Here is a 23253-nt window from a genome sequence, read left to right as displayed (position 1 = left end):
GTTAACTCAGGCTTTGTAAGATTATCTCAAGCGGGTGTCTCACCCGCTTTTTTTCTATCCGTTTTATTTGTGAGCGACACGAGAATCCAGTAACCAGTACTCCACTGCTTCCGTATTCCTGAACCGCTTGTTGCCAGCCCATTTGATAAAGTCCACGGCTGTCTTCCTGGTTTTGTTTCTCATGACCAAATGTACCGGCCATGCCGCAACAGCCCACATTAACAATATTCAGCTTCAGCCCCAGATTTTGAAATAAGGCTTGCCACTGTTTAGCTGACTCAGGTACGAAACTCTGTTCGGTACAGTGCAGCATTAGACCGTAGCGGCTGGTACTGAATGAACTGATATCATCAAAGTTCAAGGTATTAAGCCATTCTACAACCGTCATTACGTTAACTTCTGGTAGTTGACCATCGCTCGCCTTGCGATACTCGTCCCGGAATATCAATGCTGTAGAGCTGTCGGGCCCAATTAATGGAATACCAGCATCAGAAATAGGTTTTAACTGCTCGGTCACCTTTTCGGCTGTTTTCTCAAAGTCGCTGATAAAGCCTTTTACGTGCTGCGCTTTACCATGTCCTAAGAACGGCAGTAAAATCGGTGTGTAACCTAACTTTTTGATAAGCAGACCCAGTTTTAGAACCAAATCGGCCTCGTAGAAGGTTGTGAACGGGTCCTGCGCAATAACCACCGAGTTTGACTTCTCATCCTCGGTCAAACTCATTATCTGCTCTGTGGTTAACTCAATAAGCCCGTTTCGACGCCAGGCGGTTCTTAAGTTGGGCGTTGAGAATAACGGCGTATCGACATAGCCAATACCATATTTGAGCACAAACCGGCTTAACGGATTATTAATCAGTAAATTGCTCAACCGGGGAAACTTACTCGCTATCGGCGCGGTCTTTTCAATACCTTTGACCAGATAGTCCTTTAACGGACGAGCGTATTTACTGTAGTAATGATCATAAAAACGAGCACGGAACGTCGGCACATCGACACTGACTGGGCATTGGTTGGTACACGCCTTACAAGCCAGGCATTTGTCCATGGACTCTTTCACTTCGTGGCTGAAGTCATTTTTTCCGGTAAACCGGTTAAGCTGGCGTTTGGCAAAGCCAAATGATTCTGGCTTTTCAGCCGCGTTATAGCCGGCGTTGTGAGTTAACCGCAACCATTCACGCAAAAGCCCTGCCCGCCCTTTAGGAGAATAACGACGGTCCCGCGTTATCTTATAAGAGGGGCACATAGCGGACTTAGGATCGTAATTAAAGCACAAGCCATTACCGTTACAGTCCATCGCATTTTTATAGCTGTCGCGTGTAGCCACCGGTATTTGACGATCAAAGAAGCCGCGCTTAACGGCATCGACAGAAATAAGCTCGGCATTGGTGTTAAACGGCGTACAGATTTTCCCCGGGTTTAGCTGGTTAAAGGGGTCAAAGCTGGCCTTAATTTTTTGCAATTCGGTATAGAGATGCTCACCAAAAAATGCCGGTACGTACTCTGAGCGATACCCTTTACCGTGTTCGCCCCACATGAGTCCACCGTACTTTTGTGTCAGCTCGGCAACTTTATCACTGATTTGTCTGAGCATGACTTCATCTTCAGGCTCACACAAATCCAGTGCCGGGCGCACATGCAAAACTCCGGCATCTGCATGCCCAAACATGCCGTAATGCAGGCCGTTAGCGTCTAAAAGAGCACGAAACTCGTTAATAAAATCAGCCAGTTTCTCCGGCGGTACAGCGGTGTCTTCAGCAAAAGCTACGGGTTTACGGCGTCCTTTAGTTGCGCCCAGCAAGCCTACCGATTTTTTCCGCATCGCATAAATAAGCTGGATACTGGATAAATCATCACAGACTTGATAGCCAATCACACCTTTGCTGTCTTTGCTTTTAATCAGCTTGTCCAGGCGTTGGGTTAAAGAGTTAACTTTGCTGTCTATTTCTTCCTGATTTAACCCCGTGAACTCAACCATGTTGATGCCATCCATTCGCTGACCTTCAACATCAGACAACAGTGGTTCAACCGACTTCCAGATTATATCCTGACGTGCAAGATTCAGTACGGTACTGTCAACGGTCTCTACTGATGTTGCTTTGGCATCAACTAAAAAAGGCGAGTTTTCTAAAGCAGCCTGAAAATTTGAATACTTTACGTTCACCAACACCCGGTGTTTGGGAATAGGAGTAATATTCAGCCGGGCTTCACTGACAAACCCTAAGGTTCCTTCTGAGCCCGCAATTATTCGCGAAACATCTATCTTTTGCTGCTCGGCGTTATAGGCATGTTTCAAGTCATAACCGGTTAAAAACCGATTCAGCGGCGGAAATTTATCATGAATACTCTCAGCTTCACCGACACAGGTATCAATAATCTGTCTGTAAATTCGGGCAATGCGATTATCCTGCTGTGCAACAGTTTCGGCCTGTTCAAGCGAAACCGGTCCGCTATCAAGTACAGAACCGTCAAGCAGTACAGTCTTTAAACCAAGAATATGGTCGCTGGTTTTACCATAAACTAAGGAGCCCTGACCGGACGCGTCGGTATTGATCATCCCGCCAAGAGTCGCACGGTTACTGGTCGATAAGTCAGGTGAAAAGAAATAGCCATGAGGGCGCAAAATATCGTTGAGCTGATCTTTTACCACCCCGGCCTGCACTCGCACCCAGCCCTCTTTAGGGTTAACTTCCAGTACTTTATTCATGTGGCGACTTAAGTCCACCACAATACCGGAAGTTAAAGACTGCCCATTGGTGCCGGTGCCACCTCCACGGGGAGAGAACTGCACACTGCTATTGTTTTCCTGACCTGCCAGCTTCATCAGCAATACAAGGTCGGTTTGATTAAGAGGATACAAAACGGCCTGAGGCAGGTTTTGGTAAACGCTGTTATCCGTGGCCGCGATTAAACGGCCCGAATAACTCACGTCAATTTCACCTGCAAACTCTGAGCTTCTTACCTGCTCAATAAAGTGCCGGTAGTCATCTGGTAACGCATTCTCAGCAGCAATCTCAGGTAATACAGTCATACTTATAGGTTTTCCGCCAGGTACATCCAGGTTTCAATAACGGTGTCCGGGTTCAGCGATACCGAATCAATGCCCTGATCAACCAACCAGGCTGCAAAATCAGGATGATCCGACGGGCCCTGACCACAAATACCAACGTACTTACCGCGTTTCTTCGCCGTTTGAATGGCCATTGCCAGCAGTTTCTTCACAGCTTCGTCACGCTCATCAAATAAGTGCGCGATAACACCGGAATCACGATCCAAACCTAAAGTTAACTGGGTTAAATCATTAGAGCCAATAGAGAAACCGTCGAAGATATCGAGGAATTCATCGGCCAGCAGAGCATTAGAAGGCAGTTCACACATCATAATAACGCGCAGGCCATTTTTGCCCTGAACCAGCCCTTGCTCGGCCAGAAGTTCAATTACTTTACGCCCTTCTTCAAGAGTTCTGACAAACGGGATCATGATTTCGATATTGGTCAGACCCATATCGTTACGAACGCGTTTAATTGCTTCACACTCTAATGCAAAGCAGTCCCGGAACTCTTCTGAGATGTAACGCGACGCGCCCCGGAAGCCCAGCATTGGGTTCTCTTCACCCGGCTCATACTGTTTTCCGCCAATAAGATTCGCGTATTCGTTCGACTTAAAGTCAGACATGCGCACAATGACGCGTTCTGGAGAGAATGCGGCTCCCAAGGTAGAAATTCCTTCGGCTAAACGCGCTACGTAATATTCGCGAGGGCTGCTGTAGCCGGCCATCATGCTATCAATCGTCTGCTTCAATTCGTCGCTTTGCTGGTCATAATTAAGCAAGGCTTTAGGGTGAACCCCTATCATCCGGTTGATAATAAACTCCAGACGAGCCAGACCAATACCGGCATGAGGTAAGCTGGCGAAATCGAAGGCTCGATCCGGGTTACCCACGTTCATCATAATTTTTAACGGTAGATCCGGCATGGCATCAATTTGTGATTCGGTAATATCAAAGTCCAGTTCACCCTGGTAGATATAACCGGTGTCGCCTTCGGCACAAGAAACCGTAACGGCCTGACCATTACTGATATGGTCAGTTGCATCACCGCAACCAACAACCGCCGGAATACCCAGTTCGCGTGCAATAATAGCTGCGTGGCAAGTACGACCACCGCGGTTAGTAACAATGGCCGCCGCACGTTTCATAATTGGTTCCCAGTCAGGGTCGGTCATGTCGGTAACTAATACATCGCCCGGCTGCACTTTATCCATTTCGCTAATGTCATTCAGAACACGAGCAACACCACGACCAATACGCTGGCCAATAGCGCGCCCTGTGCAGACAACGTCGCTTTTAGTTTTTAACGCAAAACGCTCAATGGCTTGCCCTTTTTGGTTTGACTGAACCGTTTCAGGACGTGCCTGAACAATATACAGCTTGCCGTCGACGCCATCTTTTGCCCACTCAATGTCCATTGGACGACCATAATGCTCTTCAATGATAAGAGCTTGCTTAGCCAGTGTTTCGACTTCTTCGTCTGTTACCGAGAAGGTCAGGCTCTTCGACTTTTCTATGTCTTCTATTAATGTCTGTTTTCCATGTTCTCTGTCGTCAGAGAAAATCATTTGAATTTTCTTGCTGCCCAGAGTTCTGCGCAATACTGAAGGGCGCCCTGCTTTTAAGGTTGGTTTATGTACGTAGAATTCATCTGGGTTAACCGCCCCCTGCACGACCATCTCACCAAGACCGTAAGATGAGGTAATGAAAACCACGTCATCAAAACCTGACTCTGTATCAATGCTGAACATAACACCGGAAGAGGCAATGTCACTGCGTACCATACGTTGTATACCAGCCGACAACGCAACACCGCGGTGGTCGTAGCCCTGGTGAACGCGATAGGAAATAGCGCGGTCGTTAAATAATGAAGCAAACACGTGTTTAATGGCTTCCATTACACTACTTAAGCCACGTACATTCAGGAAGGTTTCCTGCTGGCCGGCAAATGAAGCATCCGGCATATCTTCTGCCGTCGCAGAACTGCGTACCGCAAAGCTAAATTCGTCGTTGTTTTCACTTAACTCAGCAAAAGCGTCTTTAATAGCTGCTTCAAATTCTGGTTGAAAAGGCGTATCAATAATCCATTGGCGGATTTTTTTGCCAGCCTGAGCCAAGGCCTGTACGTCGTCAACATCAAGCGTGTCGAGCAAATCGTGAATACGATCGTTTAAACCACTTTGCTCCAGAAACTGGTTATAGGCATCAGCCGTTGTTGCAAAACCACCGGGCACTTCAACTCCTGCTCCGGCTAAGTTACTGATCATCTCACCCAGCGAGGCATTTTTGCCACCCACTCGGTTTACGTCCTGCATTCCCAGATGTTGGTACCAAACTACGTATTCTTGCACGTCACAATCCTTAATTGATTTTTCGGCATGGAAGTGGCATCTATTTTACACGCTGTGGCCCAACAAGTTAATATCGAACCTACAATCGGTTAAAAAGAGATTTGCCAGTGCGCTATGCATTTTACATTTCAGATGGTACAGCATTAACCGCCGAGGCCTTTGGTCACGCGCTTTTGTCCATGTTCCCGGTCAATTTTGAGCACAAAACATTACCTTTTATCGATAATCAGGAAAAAGCAAATGAGGTGTGTAAAACAATAAAAAAAGCCGTTTCCGACAGTGGTGAGCCGCCTTTAATCTTCCATACTTTCGTTAACGAGAAGCTAAAAGCAAAAATTACCGACTGTGGAGGCATTTGTTACGACTTTTTAGACCACTTTGTTGCGCCGGTGGAAAAAGAGCTTGGCGTTAAAGCGGAACCGAAAACACACCGTACCCATGGTGTGCATAAAAACTACAACTTCAGAATAGATGCTATTAACTACGCGCTGGATAACGACGATGGCAAACGCTTAAATCAGCTGGATAAAGCTGACCTGATTTTAATTGGAGTGTCGCGTACAGGGAAAACACCGACCAGCTTATACCTGGCCATGCAATACGGAATTAAAGTTGCCAACTACCCTTTAACCGACGATGACGACTTTGAACGGCTGCAGTTACCCAAAGAACTAAAGCAGTATCGCCATAAGCTATTTGGATTGACCTTGTCGTCACAGCGTTTACATGAAATTAGAAGTCAAAGGCGGGAAGGCAGCCAGTACGCCTCTATGGCGCAGTGTCGGTTTGAACTCGCTGAAGTTGAAAGGCTCTATAGTCGGGAAGCAGTACCTTTTATCAACTCAACTCATTATTCAGTAGAAGAGATAGCCGCAAAAATTCTGGCTAAAACAAACTTAGAGCGGCACCGTTATTAATGCCGCTCTAGCATTCTGAGAAGCTACACTTTATTTAGCGTTGGTGCTTTCAAAAATTTTGTCCGCCGACGCTGCAACAAAGCCGGTATACAGTTTGCCCTCTTCAATTTCGTAGCGCTTAGCAAACTCGTAGAAGCAACTAGGGATCTCAACAGTCTTATCAGAAAACTCAACTGGATGACGGTCAGCCATAGTTGATGATTGTTCCAGATAAACTTCAGGAGACCCTTTGATTTCGCCGCCAGACGTATTCAGTTTGAAACCATTGTCTTTTAACTTCTGGTTTACCTGCTCAAGCGTTTTATAGCCCGGTAACTGGTTAACGCTGACCGTAAAGTGGTTAGCGCAATAGCCAAATGCAGCCATCCACGCAGCGTACTCACTTTCTTCGAGCAATGACTGGTAATCGGCATAACTGACTTTCCAGTGCGTACCCGAATAAAGAAAGTCCGGCTTTTTAGTGTCTTCAGCCGAAACCTGAGCCACCATATCTTTGACTTTGCTCTGCAGTTCATCAGAAAATTCAGCCGTCATTAATTCGCTGATAAATACTTTTGGCAATTCAGGGTCTTCATGCTCAAAATGTTTTGCACGCAGTTTTTTCGCTTCAAAGTGGTAGTTACCACCCTCTTTGTAACCTAAGTCCAGAAAATGTTGTGCCAGTACTTCCAGACCAACAGGACTGATATCAAAAGTCCGAAAAGCAACATGATCATTAACGATCGGATGCCCTTCGCCTAAAATTTGATGCACCTTTTTTGCTGAAGGTGTACGCGATAAATAATCTTGCCACAAGTTTTCAAATAACACTTCTACCTGTTGCGACATATAAAAAATTACCTCTTAAATATTCGGTTAAAGGGGATGATCAACCCGCGCCGTTGCGAGCTGCTTTTAATGATTCTGCGACTAAAAACGCTAATTCTAGCACTTGATCGGCATTCAGTCGTGGATCGCATTGAGTCCGGTAACGACTGGACAAATCTGCTTCACTTATACGGTAGGCACCGCCGGTACATTCTGTAACATCTTCACCGGTCATTTCCAGATGGATGCCCCCTGGGTAAGTGCCTTCAGCTTGATGAATCGCAAAGAAATGTCTTAATTCTTTATGTATGGCGTCAAAATTCCGGGTTTTCAAGCCATTATCAGCCTTAATCGTATTGCCATGCATGGGGTCACTTGACCAGACCACGTTACGACCTTCCTGTTTTACACGGCGCACTAACTCGGGCAATTTATTAGCCAGATTATCGGCGCCCATACGAGTAATTAATGTTAAACGTCCGGGTTCGTTGTCAGGGTTCAATGCGTCAATTAACTGAATGAGCTCATCCCCTGGCATGGTTGGGCCCACTTTTACTCCAACTGGGTTATGAATGCCGCGCATAAACTCGACATGAGCTTGATCTAACTTACGAGTACGTTCACCAATCCAGACCATATGCGCTGAGCAGTCATACGGCAAACCGGTTAATGTGTCAGTGCGGGTTAAAGCTTGTTCATAAGGCAATAACAATGCCTCATGCGAGGTGAATAGCGAAGTCTCGTGAATGGCCGCGTTATTCTCTGAGTTAATGCCCAATACTTCCATAAAGCGCAGCGCCGACTGAATTTCTTCAGCTATTTTCTGGTAACGCTCTTTTAACGGATTAGAGGCAATAAAACTTAAGTTCCATTTATGCACCTTGTGCAAGTTGGCCAGACCGCCCTGCGCAAATGCTCGCAACAAGTTCATGGTCGCTGCGGAGTGATGATAAGCTTTAATCATGCGTTCAGGGTCAGGTTGACGAGCCATTTCCTCAAACTCTGAGCCATTAATGATGTCACCACGGTAACTGGGCAGACTGAGGTCGCCAATGGTTTCAAAGTCACTAGAGCGCGGCTTCGCATACTGCCCCGCCATGCGTGCAACTTTTGTCACCGGACAGGAGCCTGCAAACGCCATGACAATGGCCATCTGCAGAATGACCTTAAAAGTGTCACGAATTTTCGGTGCGTTGAAGTCACTAAACGACTCTGCACAATCGCCGCCCTGCAGCAGGAAACCTTCTCCTACGCAGACATTCTTTAACTGGTTTCTTAACGCTCGTATCTCTTCTGCGAACACCAGTGGCGGGAACTGACTCAGTTGCTGTTCTACTGCCTGCAACTGCGACGGATCGGAATACTTCGGCTGTTGTTCTATTGGCTTATCGCGCCAACTGCGCGCACTCCATTGGGCCATAACAAAAATTTATCCGCTTTATCGGTGAGTAAGAGTTAAGAATGTACCTCTGTATCCCTTGAAAAGCAACGACTAACGCCGTTGCTCAAGAGCATGAATTCGTTCTTCTAAAGGCGGGTGACTCATAAACAATTTCGACATAGTTGAGCGTTTTCCTTTAATACCAAACGCCAGCATAGTGCCATCGAGTTCCGACTCTTTGCCTTGCTGTAAGCGACGTAAAGCAGCAATCATTTTTTGTTTACCAACTAAATCTGCGGACCCGGCATCTGCTCTGAACTCACGCTGACGAGAGAACCACATAACAATAGTGCTGGCTAAGACGCCAAATACGATTTCCAGCAACATCACGACACCATAATAGGCGAACCCACCACCCCGCTGGTTATCACCGCCCCGCATTATCGCGCTGGCAATGATCCGCGCAAAAAACATGACAAACGTATTTATCACGCCCTGGATTAAGGTCAGCGTCACCATATCGCCATTAGCAATATGACTCATTTCATGTGCAAGAACCGCCTCAACTTCGTCAGCATTCATGCTTTGTAATAGTCCGGTACTGACCGCAACCAATGAAGCATTTTTACTGCGCCCGGTAGCAAAAGCGTTAGGCTCCGGCGATTGATAAACCGCGACCTGAGGCATAGGAACCCCTGCTTTTTGCGCCTGTTGCTGAACGGTACGGAACAACCATTCTTCAGACTGGTTCTGTGGTTTTTCTATGACTCTGGCTCCGGTTGAACGAATTGCCATCCAGCGTGATATCCAGAGCGATACAAACGCACCACCAAAACCAAACAGTGCACAGAACACCAGTAAACCCACTGACCCTTGTGCATCAATGCCGGTTACCGCCATCACAATATTAAAGACCACGCTAACAACCAGCAGAATGGCCATGTTAGTCGCTAAAAACAGCAAAATTCTCTTCATTGCTCGTACTCCGGGGAACTTAGTCTGCTAAGTTATGTGGGGGTATTTAGTCGTATTTCAATCTTACTTATGGAAATAAATGCTCAAATCTTCCTCTGTCCAGCCTGGCAAATAAGGAATACTAGCGAGCTCTTTTTCGTCCAGCAACTCACGTAAAGACGCCAGGTTCTCGGCCTGTCGCGGCATCGGCTCCGGCTCGGTTTGCACGGCAATCCAACCTGCAACATCGCAACCTTCCTGCTTTATTGATTGCAGGCTAAGCAACGCATGGTTCAGGCAACCCAGTTTTAACCCGACCACCAGCACAACTTTCGCATTAACCTCCTTTACCACTTGCGGCATACGCAGTCCGGAAGCCAGAGGTAACTGCCAGCCACCGGCACCTTCAATCACTAAACTGTCTATTGGCCGCTCATGAAACCAGTCTACCGCTTTCAACAGGCGTTCTTTGTCTATGACCACGCCACTGTCTGCTGCCGCAATATGAGGCGCAATTGCGGCTTCAAAGGTATAAGGATTAACTCTATCGTAATCAAAGGAAGTATTAGACTGACGCATTAAATTCAGTGCATCTTCATTCACCAACTGCCCGTTTTGCCAATGACAACCGGATGCAACTGGCTTCATTACCGCAACTTGTTGCGACTGCTTTACTAAGTATTGAACAAAAGCACATGCTGCAACGGTTTTTCCTGCGTCAGTGTCTGTTCCGGTAATAAAATAAGCGTTCATATCAACTTAAACTCAATGCTACTTAACTAATTTAATATTAAGAATTGACCATTCAAGTGGCAATCCCTGCAAATTTCTATGATTTTCGAAGGCATTTTCCAACTGCTGTAAGCGGTTGCGCGTCATCAGTCCGGCGTTATCAGTTCGCCTCACATAGTTGGCACCAACTCCCTTAATACTACCTATAAGTTCACGGACACTGGCAAAATACTGGGTGTGTTCTTCTGTCACGAATTCTGAATGACGCCAGTTAACTGAGTCGACTTCATTCTGCACCCTCTCTGCAGATTTAAAGCGGTGCGTATGTTGCAAATCGTCCACTTCATTCCAGCTTTTTGTGAAAGAGTTGAAAGTGCCCTCAATAACGGTATTAACGGTTACAACCCCACCCGGCTTTAAAACTCGATAAGCGTCACTCATCGCATTTTGCAAATTATCGACCCATTGCATAGACAAATTAGCGAAAAGCCAGTCGACTGAATTGTCAGCTACTGGCAAAGCTTCCCACTCGCCATTAAGCCAACTCAGTTCCGGATAATCAGCGGCAGCTTTAGACAACATAGCCGGAGCAATATCAACACCAAGATAATGATTTGCCCGGAGTAAGAGGTCTGCTGTCGTTGACGCGGGACCACAGCCAACGTCAAGCGCCTGATTCACATTAGCCGGCCCGAGGCTTAATAGCCGGTTGGCTGTTAAGCGCTGAATACTTGCGTGCTGGTGATAGTCTTTTGCCGCCTTATTGAACTGCCGCGCAACAGCCTGTTGAAAATTCATTATTTTCATAACGGAGGTTTCATAACTTAGATTTCATAACGGAGACTTCATAACTGGCTAAGAATCCTATCTACCCGACTCCAAAATTGAGCAAGTTCGGGCGTCGACATTTCTGACGTTAAGCTAAAGCGAATACGGGAGCTTCCCGCAGGAACCGTTGGCGGACGAATAACGCTGCATAAATACCCCTGAGCCTGTAGTTTTGCTGCCATGTTTAGCGCGTCATCATCGGAGTTAAATAACCATGTTTGTATGGTGGAGTTTGATTCTATCGTTTTTAAACCGCGCCGTTTCAGCTGTTGCCGAAAATACTGAATGCGCTCAGCAAGTCTTCCGCGGCGGTCATCGCCTTCTGCGCTGCGTACAATTTCTACAGAGGCTTTTATTGCAGCGGCCTGAGCCGGCGGCATCGCAGTGGAATAAATATAATCACGACAAAACTGAATTAAACTTTCAATTTCATCATCCCCACCACAAACAAAGGCTCCACCGACGCCCAACGCTTTACCAAAGGTGCCGGTTATGACATCGGCAACAGCGGAGTCCGCATATAATGACCCTTTCCCCTGTACACCATAAGCACCTACTCCATGGGCGTCATCAAGTATAATCTTGAGGCCATACTTGCGCTTTAAATAAGCCAACAGGTTTAAATCACAGGCGTCTCCGTCCATGCTAAAAACACCTTCGGTCACCAGCCAGTCGCACGGATTGGCTTTGCTAACAACTGGTTCAGGTTGGTTATGCGGAAACCGCTTAAAACGCCCTTCACCGTGCTGCATACCGTCAATTATTGACGCATGAACCAGTTTGTCGGCGAACAGCTTTTGTTGTTTATCGATCAGGGTTGTCAGCACGCCGTGGTTTGCTGCGAAACCTGAATTAAACAGCAAAGCCCTGGGTTTATTCATCCACTCGGCCAGCAACTCTTCCAGTTCCTGATGAACTTTACTGTAACCGCTGAGTAACGGTGAGCCAGTACTGCCAACACCCCAGGTATCAATAGCTTGCTTAAACACACGCTTTATATCCGGATGCTGGCTTAAGCCGAGGTAATCATTGGTACTGAAATCCAATTGCCAATGAGCGTCGGAGCTACGTACCTTTCGCGAGCGAAACAGCGAAGAATCTTTACGCTCATTAAGCCGCTGCTCATACCCCGACACGATTTTCTCCACTCTCTATTCTCTGCCTATTCTCTACTAAGACGCGTCGTAGTATCGAACAGGGTTTTGCTGTTCTTTAATCGCATCTTCAATAACCGCGGTGTGAACTTCATCATCATAGCCGTCGCGCTGTTCAGGCTTAATGCCCAGACGCTCGAATAAACGTAAATCGGCATCTGCTTCAGGGTTCGCTGTGGTCAGCAGTTTTTCACCATAGAAGATTGAGTTAGCACCGGCGAGAAAGCACAACGCCTGCATTTCATCGTTCATGTCTTCACGGCCGGCGGACAAACGTACATGCGAAGCTGGCATTAAAATACGGGCTACGGCAACGGTACGCACAAATTCAAAGTTATCTAAGTCTTCCAATTTGGCAAAAGGCGTGCCTTCTACTTTAACCAGCATATTAATCGGTACGCTTTCCGGGTGCTTAGGCAAATTCGCCAACTGCACTAATAAAGAGGCTCGGTCGGTGACGCTCTCGCCCATACCAACAATGCCTCCGGCACAAACTTTCATACCTGCGTCTCGCACATTATTCAGCGTATTAAGGCGATCCTGATAAGTTCGGGTGGTAATGATATCACCGTAGAATTCCGGAGAGGTATCGAGGTTGTGGTTGTAATAATCAAGGCCGGCCTGCTGCAGCATTTTTGCCTGTTCATTACTTAACATGCCAAGTGTCATACAGCTTTCCAAACCCAATGCTTTCACGCCTTTGATCATTTCAATGACGTAAGGCATATCGCGGTCTTTCGGATTACGCCAGGCGGCGCCCATGCAAAAACGGCTCGCGCCCTTCTCTTTCGCTGCCTGTGCTTCAGCCAGCACACTTTCAACTGCCATCAGGCGCTCGCGATCCAACCCGGTGTGATAATGGGCGCTCTGCGGGCAATACTTACAGTCTTCGGGGCAGGCACCGGTTTTAATCGACAACAAGGTACTGACCTGAACTTCGTTCGGGTTAAAGTGCTGACGATGCACTGTTTGTGCTTCGAAAACTAAATCGTTCAACGGCATCTGCAAAAGATTCTGAACTTCTTCAATGGTCCAGTCGTTACGAATTTGTGGCATGGTAAATCTCGTGTGCTTGGCAAATTATGGTCGACTAGAATAATCCAGCCCGATACACTGTCAATATACTTTCAGTTTAATACTTTACAATAGTTTAATTTATGAGCAAAAGCGATATTGAGTTTGATCGACAGCACATTTGGCACCCATATACCTCTATGCTGAACCCCTTACCTGCTTATAAAGTTGAGTCAGCAAAAGGTTGCAGATTAACTCTGGATACCGGCCATGAGGTGGTTGATGGCATGTCTTCCTGGTGGGCTGTTACTCACGGATACCGCAATCCACGCTTAGATGCCGTTGCTCACCGTCAGATAGATAAAATGAGCCACGTTATGTTTGGCGGTATCACGCATCAACCCGCGATTGATCTTGCTCGACGTCTTATTGAACTGACTCCTGAGCCTCTACAACGAGTATTTATTGCCGATTCAGGCTCTGTCAGCGTTGAAGTTGCCATAAAAATGGCCTTGCAGTTCTGGCTGGCGCAAGAACGTCCGGAGAAGCACCGACTACTAACCATAAAAGGCGGCTACCACGGCGACACGTTTAAAGCGATGTCGGTTTGCGACCCGGTCAACGGCATGCACCATCTTTTTAACAGAGCTATTAACTCCCAGCTTTTTGCTGAAGCCCCCAGACTAACCCCGGACGATGACTGGGCAGAGACTGCTGGTGACGAACTCAGACACTGGTTCGAGCAACACCACCATGAGTTGGCGGCGGTTATTCTTGAACCTGTTGTTCAGGGAGCCGGTGGCATGCGTTTTTATCACCCTGAATACCTAAGGCTAATACGCCAGCTTTGCGACGATTTTGACGTATTACTGATAGCGGATGAAATTGCAACAGGGTTTGGTCGTACCGGCAAGTTATTCGCCTGTGAACACGCTGGAATTACGCCTGATGTTCTCTGCGTTGGTAAAGCTCTGACCGGTGGTTACATGACGCTGGCAGCCACGCTAACCACGAAACAGGTAGCAGAAACCATTGGTCACGGCCCCGGCGGAGGCGCATTAATGCACGGCCCTACTTTTATGGGGAATCCTTTAGCCTGCGCGGTTGCAGCTGAGTCACTGGCGATTATTGCTGAGGGTAAGTGGCAGCAACAGGTTGCTGAAATCGAAGCTCAGTTAAAGCAGCAACTTCTTCCCCTGGCTGAATGTGATGCAGTAAAAGACGCACGAGTTTTTGGGGCTATTGGCGTATTAGAAATGCACCACCCCATTGATGTTGCCATTGCGCAGAAGCGTTTTGTTGAATTAGGGGTATGGATACGCCCGTTCGGACGCTTACTTTATATTATGCCGCCTTATGTTATTTCTACGAACGAGCTCAGCCGTTTAACCGTTGCCATGAAAGACTACGTTGAAACTCAGAGCTCTATTAAGGCTTAATAACCAAAGAAATAAACCGACAAGCCACCCAAACAACTCATGATCAGTATCAGGATATTGATCCACAAATGCTGTTTGTCCTTGCGGAAAAGAACATAATTAAGAACAAAGCTGAGCAGACTCACACAAAGGCCAATAACTAAAAGAATAACGAATAAGTCACCTAATGTGATGAGCCAGTCTTCGCGAACAGGAATACCAAAAATTTCAGTCAAAATGGTATCGCGCTCAGGTTTTGCATAATTGAAAACGATAGCGGCAACGACAAAGATAAACCAGCCGAAAATAGACAGCCATCCCAGAACACGGGACCAAAATGGTACCTGCTTTAAATCCGCTAAGGATCCCCTTTTCATAATTTTTCTCTCGGTTATCAGGGGTTATACTTGAGTCTGCGCCAAAGCGCGGTAACATAGCAACCTTTCTATAGCAAAATAGTGTAAATTTCGGAGAAAACCAACTCATGTCGTATGCTTCTGTAGTGGATGTTCTGACGGGAAAAGTCGCTGTCGATGAGACCGTCACAGTCCGGGGCTGGGTACGCACCCGCCGTGACTCGAAAGCCGGTATTTCATTTATTAACTTGCACGATGGCTCATGCTTTGATGCCATTCAGGCCGTGGTTCCGGCAGAACTTCCCAATTACAGTAATGAAGTGCAGAAACTGACGACCGGTTGTTCTGTAGCTATTACCGGTGTTGTTGTCCCTTCTCAGGGCAAAGGTCAGTCATTTGAACTGCAGGCAACCAAAGTTCATGTATATGGCTGGGTGGAAGATCCCGATACCTACCCTATGGCTCCTAAACGTCATAGCATGGAATACTTACGTGAATACGCGCATTTGCGTCCGCGTACCAACATTACCGGTGCGGTCATGCGTGTTCGTAATGCGTTATCTCAGGCTATTCATCGCTTCTTCCATGAGGAAGGTTATTTGTGGGTGAGTACACCAATCATCACGACTTCCGATTGTGAAGGTGCCGGTGAGATGTTCCGTGTTTCAACACTGGACATGCTGAATATCCCGAAAACAGATAAAGGCGAAGTCGACTACTCTGAAGACTTTTTCGGTAAAGAAGCGTTTTTAACGGTGTCGGGTCAGCTGAACGTAGAGTCTTACGCTTGCTCTTTATCTAAAGTTTATACATTCGGCCCAACCTTCCGTGCTGAAAACTCGAACACCAGCCGTCACTTGTCTGAATTCTGGATGGTAGAACCCGAGCTGGCGTTTGCAACTTTAGATGATGTTGCCGGCTTAGCCGAAGCCATGCTTAAGTATGTGTTTAAAGCCGTTCTGGAAGAGCGCCCGGACGACATGGCGTTCTTTGCCGAACGCATTAACTCTGACGCTATCAGCCGTTTAGAAGCCATTGTAAATAATGACTTTGTGCACATGGATTACACCGACGCCATTGAGATACTGAAGAACTGCGATAGAAAATTCGAATACGCGGTTGAATGGGGTGTGGATTTACAATCAGAGCACGAGCGTTATTTAGCTGAAGAACATGTCGGCGCACCAATTATTCTGAAAAACTATCCGCGCGATATTAAAGCCTTTTACATGCGCCAGAACGAAGATGGCAAAACCGTTGCCGCTATGGACGTTTTAGCGCCGGGTATTGGGGAAATTATCGGTGGTTCCGCCCGTGAAGAACGTTTAGACATTCTTGACCAGCGAATTGACGAAATGAACCTGCCAAAAGAAGAATACGGCTTCTACCGCGATTTGCGTCGTTACGGTACCGTTCCTCACGCCGGTTTTGGCCTGGGTTTTGAGCGCTTAGTGGCTTATGTCACCGGCGTACAAAATATTCGTGACGTTATACCTTTCCCACGGGCTCCGAAAAGTGCCGAATTTTAATCCAGCACTAAGTCATTACCGTTCATAAAAAACGGTGATGAATCTTTCTGAGGCTTTATTGGCGTAGGGACTGCAGGTGTCCCTACGTACAGAAAGCCGACAATGGCGTCGTCCACAGACAATCCCAACTGCTCCTTGATAAAGTCGTCCTCGGCCATCCATCCGGTACGCCAAATAGCACCTATACCTTGTGCAAAGGCCGCTTGCTGCATGCCGTGAGTGGCACAGGCAACCGTACACAGTTGCTCATCACGGGGGACTTTCGGGTGCTCCTGAAAACGCAGACAAGAAACAATTATCGTTGGGGCCCGAAATGGCAGCTGCCCAGCCTGCTCTATGACCGTTTCTGAAAAGTCGCTAAGACGCGCAGCCTGCTGGTAGATATCCGCCAGAACCTGCCTCTCTTTTCCCTGAAACTGAATAAACTGATATGGCGTTAGTCCCATATGATCAGGCGCACGAACAGCTGCGGCCTTAATTAACTCCAGTTGCTCTATAGTAGGACCGGGTTCACTCAAACGCGGCATGGAGGAACGGCTGGTTAATAACTCTTCGGCATTCATACTTCACCTTATTCAATGTGTAATGGTTAGTTACATTCTCTGACTGGTCTGTTACTCGCACATTCGATATGCTAAGGCCTGTTTTTATTAGCTAATGAGAATTTAAATATGCGCTCAATCTTCAGTTATTTGTGGAAAATAATCAACGGTACGCGCAAGGTCATTTTGAACCTTGTATTCTTTTTAATCCTCGCGGTTTTTCTCGTTAGTCTATTTAGCGGAGAGGATCCTATCGAAGTACCGGAGAATGGCATTCTGGTTCTTAACCCTAATGGCATGCTGGTTGAAGAGAAGACTTGGGTTGATCCTTTTAGTCAATTCCTGAATGAAGCTATGGGAAGCAGTGATGATATCCCCGAAGTTCTGTTATCTGATGTGGTCGACTCAATTGAGAAAGCCAAAACAGACGAACGTATAGGCGCACTGTATTTAAACTTACAAAACTTGTACCCAAGCGGACTCAATAAGTTACAGGCAGTTGCCGAGGCTCTTGACGATTTCCGTACCTCTGGTAAACCCATTATCAGTAATGCTGATTACTATGATCAGCATCAGTATTATCTTGCAGCGCATGCAGATCAGCTTTACCTAAACCCAATGGGCGGAGTTGTATTTGAAGGGCTTGATTACACTCAACTTTACTTTAAGGACTTACTCGACAAGCTTAAAGTTCAGCCTCAAGTCTTTAAGGTCGGTAAATTTAAAGCGGCTGTTGAACCTTTTATTCGTAACGACATGTCTGATGAAGCACGTGAAGCCAATGAGTTTCTTTATTCAGCTTTGTGGGATAGCTTCCGCACCGATGTGACAGCGGCCCGTAACATTAATCCGTTGGTTACCAGTGGTAAAGTTGATGATTACATGTCGGCCTTTAACAGTGCCAATGGCGATATGGCCAAAATGGCGCTAGAAACAAACATGGTTGATGCGCTGCGTACACGTACCGAAGTTCGTAACGAGCTCATCAATTTAGCCGGATACGACAAAGAAGAAGATACCTTCCGTCATATTACCTACGACAACTATCTGGCGACTGAAATGGAAGTCCCGGAAAGCCTGCAACCGACAGATCGTAGCCAGATCGCGGTTGTTGTTGCTCGTGGGCAAATCGTTAACGGTTCGCAAAAAGCCGGTATGATTGGTGGTGACAGCACCGCAAAACTGATTCGTGAAGCACGCAATAACAAGCAGACGAAAGCGATTGTGCTGCGCATAGACAGCCCCGGCGGAAGTGCCTTTGCCTCTGAAATTATCCGTCAGGAAATCCTCCAGGCAAAAGAAGCCGGTATTCCGGTTGTGGCATCAATGAGCACCGTGGCAGCATCTGGTGGTTATTGGATAGCAGCAGATGCCGATAAAATTGTGGCCGCACCAACTACCATTACCGGTTCAATTGGTGTCTTTGGCCTGTTAATGACTTTAGAAGACAGTCTGGCTGCTATTGGCGTTCATAGCGATACTGTCAGTACGACTGAGATACAAGGTTTAAATCCACTGGAAGAAATGACTGAGTACCAAAAGAAATTGGTGCAAAGCTCGGTTGAAGCCACCTATGAAGACTTTTTGACTATTGTCAGCAAAGCTCGCAACATGTCCCGCGACGATGTGCATGAAGTTGCTCAGGGCCGCATCTGGACGGGTAAACAAGCAATGGAGCGTGGATTAGTTGACCAACTTGGAGACTTTGACGACTCAGTAGCGGCGGCCGCTGAGCTGGCAGCCATTGATGATTACGATGTAAAAATTGTTCAACAAGAGTTGTCATCGAAAGAGCAATTTTTTGCCAACATGTTTAACAGCTCTTCAGAGTATCTCCCTGTTCCATCTGTTGGTGGTGAGGCTCAACACTGGTTAATGGGTACACTTAATAAAGTGAAATCTGAAACTGCGGTTTTACAAAACTTTAATGATCCTAAAAATGTTTACTCTTACTGTGCACTCTGCCTTCAACCGCGATAGAATTATCGCGGTTATTTCGCAGAGCACAGGAGTGAACTTTGCCTCGTAAAAAGATTTATGTCGCATACACTGGCGGCACCATAGGTATGAAAAAATCAGCTCAGGGTTATGTTCCGGTTGCGGGACACCTGAGCCGGTGCGTTGAAAACATGCCGGAGTTTTTCCGGGAAGAAATGCCCGAATTTACCATTAATGAATATTCACCATTAATGGACTCATCAAATATGGCGCCGTCTGACTGGGTGACCATTGCTCGTGATATAGAAAGGAACTACGACGATTACGATGGTTTCGTCATTTTGCACGGTACCGATACCATGGCTTATACGGCGTCGGCTTTGTCCTTTATGCTACAAAATTTGAGTAAACCCGTTATTGTAACTGGTTCACAGATACCTTTAGCCGCCCTGCGATCTGATGGACAGACCAACTTGCTCAATTCGCTTTATGTGGCTGCGAACTACCCTATTCCTGAAGTTGGTTTGTTCTTTAATAATACGCTTTACCGGGGGAATCGCTCGACCAAAGCAGATGCTAACGGATTTAATGCTTTTGCCTCCCCTAACTACCCTTCCTTACTTGAAGCAGGAATCCAGATTCAGTTAAACGCAGGAGAGCTCTCAGAGCCCTCAAGCCAGCCATTAAAAGTCATTGAAATGACCCCTCAGCCAATCGGTGTGGTCGTGCTTTATCCGGGAATATCCGCTGAAATTATAAAAAACCAGCTGCAACAACCGGTAAAAGCCATGATTCTACAAAGCTACGGTGTCGGCAATGCGCCACAAGACGATGCACTGCTGACTAGCCTGAAAGAAGGAATTAACCAGGGGATTACCATTCTAAACTGTACTCAATGCTTTCGCGGCCGGGTCAATATGGACGGCTATGCGACCGGCAATGCTCTGGCTGAAATAGGTATCGTGTCCGGGGCAGATATGACCATTGAGGCGGCACTGACTAAATTGCATTATCTGCTGTCACAAGATTTGAGCCTAAGTAAAATGCAGAAATTGTTACAGAAGAATTTACGTGGCGAATTAACTCCGCCATAATTTGACGCAGCTTAAATAATAATAAGAAAAATTATGGCAAATTCATCACCTGCGTTCGCAACACGATTAGGGTTTATATTAGCTGCCGCTGGCTCAGCGGTTGGTGTTGGTAATATTTGGGGCTTCCCTACCCAGGCCGCCAGTAATGGCGGCGGTGCTTTTCTATTGGTCTACCTGATTATGATTGTTTTACTGGCATATCCTATGCTGGTAGCCGAAATAACCATTGGCCGTATACGACGTCAGAACCCAATAGAAGCATTACGTAACTTATCCAGTAAACCCTTTTTAAGAGGCTCAGGTGCTATCGCCGGGGTCATCGGCCTTATTGTCTTAAGCTTAATATTGAGTTTTTACGCCATTGTATCGGGGTGGCTTGTTTCTTATATGCTGGCACCACTGATGGTTTTAATCGGTCAGCCTGAAACTGCTCTATGGTTTACAGAGTTTTCGGTTTCCCGAAATATAACTACCATGATATTTTTTATGCTGTTAACCGTTTACGTTGTACGTTCTGGTGTAAACAACGGCATAGAACGCTGGTCCAGACGATTAATGCCATTATTGTTCATATTGTTGATTGGCATGTCCGCTTACATTTTAACGCAGGACGGTGCGATACAGGGTCTGAAAATGTATCTGCTTCCCGACTTCTCAACAATTACCGATCCGAACCTGATTATTCGGGCTATGGGGCAGGCATTCTTCTCTTTGTCGCTCGGTGTTTGTGTCATGATGACGTACGGTGCGTACCTTTCAAACTCCGAGAACATACCCAAAACAGCAGCCTGGGTAGCAGGCATTGATACCAGCGTTGCGTTTTTAGCTGGCCTGCTCATTCTACCAGCGATGTTCGTAGCACAATCTAATGGCGTCACCATTTATGCAGACGATGGTACTCTGCTTTCGGCGGATACTTTAGTTTTCACCGTATTACCTGCGATGTTTGATGCACTAGGTTACGCTGGACTATTTATGTCTTTTGGCTTTTTCCTGCTAATGGTTATTGCCGCTATTACCTCATCTATTTCTATGCTGGAAGCACCGGTCAATGCATTACGCGAAGAAGCAAACTGCGACCGTAGTAGTGGCGTCTGGATCATTGCGCTTATCGTAACCGCTATTTCCACGACGATAATCTATAATTTTGAGTTACTTTTTGGCGCCGTTATTACCTTTAGCACGGTTTATATGCAGCCAATAATGGCTTTAGTGTTCGGTGTTATGCTGACCTGGGTATTACGTCAAAATTATTTATTAAAAGCGTTAAAACAAGGCTCACCAGACATTGATAAAAGCTTATTCTGGAAGATATGGCCGTGGTACGTAAAGTTCATTTGTCCGATACTGATTCTGCTAGTTATCTGGCGCGGTTAATAACCGTTGGAAAGGCTCTTCAATAAGTTGAAGAGCCTTTTTTCTATAAGCCAATTAGATAACAAACATATCCATAAATTCGTTAACCGCAATATTTTCAAAAGATTGCTGCTGACTGCATTGGTCAAAAATCGATTTAACCCGGGGCTCAGGGAAACGAGTAGCTAAATTCGCTTTAAACTTGCTTTCTAGCACAGGAAAGCCCTCTTCCCGGCGCCGTCTGTGGCCTATCGGATATTCCACCACAACTTTTTCAGTATGAGTTCCATCTTTGAAGAATACCTGTAACGCATTGGCTATAGAACGCTTTTCCGGGTCATGATAATCCTGGCTAAATTGCTTATCTTCAAGCACTTCAATTTTTTCACGTATGCTATCAATAACCGGGTTATTTTCGTGAAAACTATTCTCGTAGTGATCAGCTGTTAACTCGCCGAAAATTAGCGGTACCGCAGTCATGTATTGCAAACAATGATCTCTGTCCGCCGGATTAGCCAGCTTCCCCTGTTTTGAAATGATTCTAATAGCCGACTCATGAGTCGTTATCTCAACTTTCTCAATATCATCAATTCTGCCTTTAACTTCTGAGTGCAATGTCACCGCAGCTTCACAGGCAGTCTGAGCATGAAACTCCGCCGGGAAAGACAATTTAAATAAAATATTTTCCATTACGTAACTGCCGTAGTCACGTTGAAACTTAAATTTCCAATCCTCTTTCGGTTTCAACTGCTGGTCTTTATTGGTCTTATTAAACAGCACATCGTAAAAGCCCCACTGCGGAGCCGTTAATGCCCCGGGAATTCCCATTTCACCGCGCATGGTTATGTCGGCCAAACGTACAGCTCTTGATGTGGCATCGCCGGCAGCCCAGGATTTACGCGAACCGGCATTAGGTGCGTGCCGATAGGTTCTCAACGACTGACCATCAACCCAGGCTTGCGAGACAGCAGCCATAATCTGCTCTCTGGAGCCACCCATTAACCAGGTAACCACAGCTGTCGAGGCCACCTTCACCAACACAACATGGTCCAGACCAACCCGGTTAAAACTGTTTTCTATGGCTAAATTACCCTGAATTTCATGAGCTTTAATCATCGCTTCTAAAACGGTTTTCATGGTTAAAGGCTTCTCACCTTTAGACACTCGCTTTTGCGAAATATAGTCAGCGGTTGCCAGTATGCCGCCTAAATTATCAGAAGGATGCCCCCACTCGGCTGCCAGCCAGGTGTCATTAAAGTCCAGCCAACGAATAATACAACCTATATCCCAGGCTGCTTTAGCAGGGTCCATACGAAATTGAGTTCCCGGTACCCGGGCGCCGTTTGGAACCATAGTTCCTTCAACCAGGGGGCCTAAATGTTTACTGCATTCAGGAAAACGCAGCGCTAGTAAGCCACACCCCAGGGTATCCATCAGGCAGTTACGAGCCGTATTCCACGCTTCCTCACTGTCTACTTTGTAATCGATAACATAGTCTGCAATGGTTTGAATGACTTCGTCGTAGTCGGGACGTTCATTACTTTCAACGGTTGTACTCATCACTGACTCCTTAGTTAACTTTATTATCAGAACGTGCTACTCGTTTGTCTATATGTACCCTGAAAAGTGCCTTTTTGATCGCCATGAACTGTTAAGAAACAGGAAGAAAAGGATAAAAAAAACCCGGAACCAATCCAGATTGTTCCGGGTATAGGGGAATGGCTCAAAGGTTGAGCCGTGCGCTAACTCATGACAAAAACACTGCATTAGGTCGCATAAAATTCATTCGGTAAACTTCAGTTTAGACAATATCAAAGGGATGTCTAATTTTTT

Annotated in this window: 18 protein-coding genes; 6 read left to right on the top strand and 12 right to left on the bottom strand. The window is 46.4% G+C overall.

Going from position 1 to position 23253, the window contains the following annotated elements:
* Window position 1: 1 nt before the first annotated feature.
* Complete coding sequence (locus RJ32_RS14310; RefSeq protein ID WP_034823154.1) at window positions 2–3031, bottom strand: FAD-binding and (Fe-S)-binding domain-containing protein; 3030 nt, start codon at window positions 3029–3031, stop codon at window positions 2–4.
* Window positions 3032–3033: 2 nt separating this feature from the next.
* On the bottom strand, window positions 3034–5400 hold the full coding sequence (gene ppsA, locus RJ32_RS14305) for a phosphoenolpyruvate synthase (RefSeq protein WP_034823152.1): 2367 nt from the start codon (window positions 5398–5400) through the stop codon (window positions 3034–3036).
* A 107-nt stretch (window positions 5401–5507) separates the two neighbouring features.
* Here ppsA and RJ32_RS14300 point away from each other — a divergent pair, with 107 nt between their 5' ends.
* Window positions 5508–6317 (top strand): pyruvate, water dikinase regulatory protein, encoded by an 810-nt coding sequence (locus RJ32_RS14300; RefSeq protein WP_034823150.1) that lies wholly within the window; start codon window positions 5508–5510, stop codon window positions 6315–6317.
* Between the two features lie 30 nt (window positions 6318–6347).
* Here the strand turns inward: RJ32_RS14300 and RJ32_RS14295 are convergent, their stop codons facing one another.
* The 7 genes from RJ32_RS14295 to bioB all read right to left on the bottom strand — a co-directional run bounded on the left by RJ32_RS14295 (window position 6348) and on the right by bioB (window position 13229).
* Window positions 6348–7145: a DUF1338 domain-containing protein gene (locus tag RJ32_RS14295; protein WP_034823148.1), complete on the bottom strand. Its 798-nt coding sequence runs from the start codon at window positions 7143–7145 to the stop codon at window positions 6348–6350.
* A 40-nt stretch (window positions 7146–7185) separates the two neighbouring features.
* Entirely contained in the window at window positions 7186–8544 is a 1359-nt protein-coding gene (locus RJ32_RS14290; RefSeq protein ID WP_034823146.1) for a class II 3-deoxy-7-phosphoheptulonate synthase, read from the bottom strand.
* 72 nt (window positions 8545–8616) lie between these two features.
* Entirely contained in the window at window positions 8617–9480 is an 864-nt protein-coding gene (gene htpX, locus RJ32_RS14285) for a protease HtpX (protein ID WP_034823144.1), read from the bottom strand.
* Window positions 9481–9543: 63 nt separating this feature from the next.
* Entirely contained in the window at window positions 9544–10212 is a 669-nt protein-coding gene (bioD, locus tag RJ32_RS14280) for a dethiobiotin synthase (protein WP_034823142.1), read from the bottom strand.
* 18 nt (window positions 10213–10230) lie between these two features.
* Entirely contained in the window at window positions 10231–10998 is a 768-nt protein-coding gene (locus RJ32_RS14275; protein ID WP_034823140.1) for a methyltransferase domain-containing protein, read from the bottom strand.
* A 38-nt stretch (window positions 10999–11036) separates the two neighbouring features.
* Window positions 11037–12167 carry an 8-amino-7-oxononanoate synthase gene (locus RJ32_RS14270; protein ID WP_235598965.1) on the bottom strand — a complete coding sequence of 377 codons (1131 nt, stop codon included), beginning with the start codon at window positions 12165–12167 and terminating at the stop codon, window positions 11037–11039.
* Window positions 12168–12191: 24 nt separating this feature from the next.
* The gene (bioB, locus tag RJ32_RS14265; protein WP_011234570.1) at window positions 12192–13229 is read right to left on the bottom strand and encodes a biotin synthase BioB; all 1038 of its coding nucleotides are present in this window, start codon (window positions 13227–13229) and stop codon (window positions 12192–12194) included.
* Between the two features lie 101 nt (window positions 13230–13330).
* Between bioB and bioA the strand changes: the two genes are divergently transcribed.
* Window positions 13331–14626 (top strand): adenosylmethionine--8-amino-7-oxononanoate transaminase, encoded by a 1296-nt coding sequence (gene bioA, locus RJ32_RS14260; RefSeq protein WP_034823136.1) that lies wholly within the window; start codon window positions 13331–13333, stop codon window positions 14624–14626.
* On the opposite strand, the gene RJ32_RS14255 is transcribed toward bioA, so the two are convergent.
* A complete protein-coding gene (locus tag RJ32_RS14255) occupies window positions 14623–14982 on the bottom strand; it encodes a hypothetical protein (RefSeq protein WP_011234572.1) in 360 nt (119 codons plus the stop codon). The genes bioA and RJ32_RS14255 overlap by 4 nt on opposite strands.
* Window positions 14983–15089: 107 nt before the next feature.
* Between RJ32_RS14255 and asnS the strand changes: the two genes are divergently transcribed.
* Window positions 15090–16490, top strand: coding sequence for an asparagine--tRNA ligase (gene asnS, locus RJ32_RS14250; RefSeq protein ID WP_011234573.1), 1401 nt, complete (start codon window positions 15090–15092; stop codon window positions 16488–16490).
* On the opposite strand, the gene RJ32_RS14245 is transcribed toward asnS, so the two are convergent.
* Window positions 16487–17053 (bottom strand): nitroreductase family protein, encoded by a 567-nt coding sequence (locus RJ32_RS14245; protein ID WP_011234574.1) that lies wholly within the window; start codon window positions 17051–17053, stop codon window positions 16487–16489. The genes asnS and RJ32_RS14245 overlap by 4 nt on opposite strands.
* 108 nt (window positions 17054–17161) lie before the next feature.
* Here RJ32_RS14245 and sppA point away from each other — a divergent pair, with 108 nt between their 5' ends.
* Genes sppA through RJ32_RS14230 form a run of 3 tightly spaced genes read left to right on the top strand, consistent with a single transcriptional unit; the run spans window position 17162 to window position 21441 of the window.
* Window positions 17162–19012, top strand: coding sequence for a signal peptide peptidase SppA (sppA, locus tag RJ32_RS14240; RefSeq protein WP_011234575.1), 1851 nt, complete (start codon window positions 17162–17164; stop codon window positions 19010–19012).
* A 38-nt stretch (window positions 19013–19050) separates the two neighbouring features.
* On the top strand, window positions 19051–20064 hold the full coding sequence (gene ansA / locus RJ32_RS14235) for an asparaginase (protein WP_034823134.1): 1014 nt from the start codon (window positions 19051–19053) through the stop codon (window positions 20062–20064).
* Window positions 20065–20097: 33 nt separating this feature from the next.
* The gene (locus RJ32_RS14230) at window positions 20098–21441 is read left to right on the top strand and encodes a sodium-dependent transporter (RefSeq protein ID WP_034823132.1); all 1344 of its coding nucleotides are present in this window, start codon (window positions 20098–20100) and stop codon (window positions 21439–21441) included.
* A gap of 54 nt (window positions 21442–21495) precedes the next feature.
* Here the strand turns inward: RJ32_RS14230 and RJ32_RS14225 are convergent, their stop codons facing one another.
* Window positions 21496–22980 (bottom strand): bifunctional 2-methylcitrate dehydratase/aconitate hydratase, encoded by a 1485-nt coding sequence (locus RJ32_RS14225; RefSeq protein WP_034823130.1) that lies wholly within the window; start codon window positions 22978–22980, stop codon window positions 21496–21498.
* Between the last annotated feature and the right edge of the window lie 273 nt (window positions 22981–23253).

The sequence above is a fragment of the Idiomarina sp. 28-8 genome, assembly GCF_000320945.2.
GTDB lineage: Bacteria > Pseudomonadota > Gammaproteobacteria > Enterobacterales > Alteromonadaceae > Idiomarina > Idiomarina loihiensis.
This window is presented reverse-complemented; position numbering and strand designations above follow the sequence as displayed.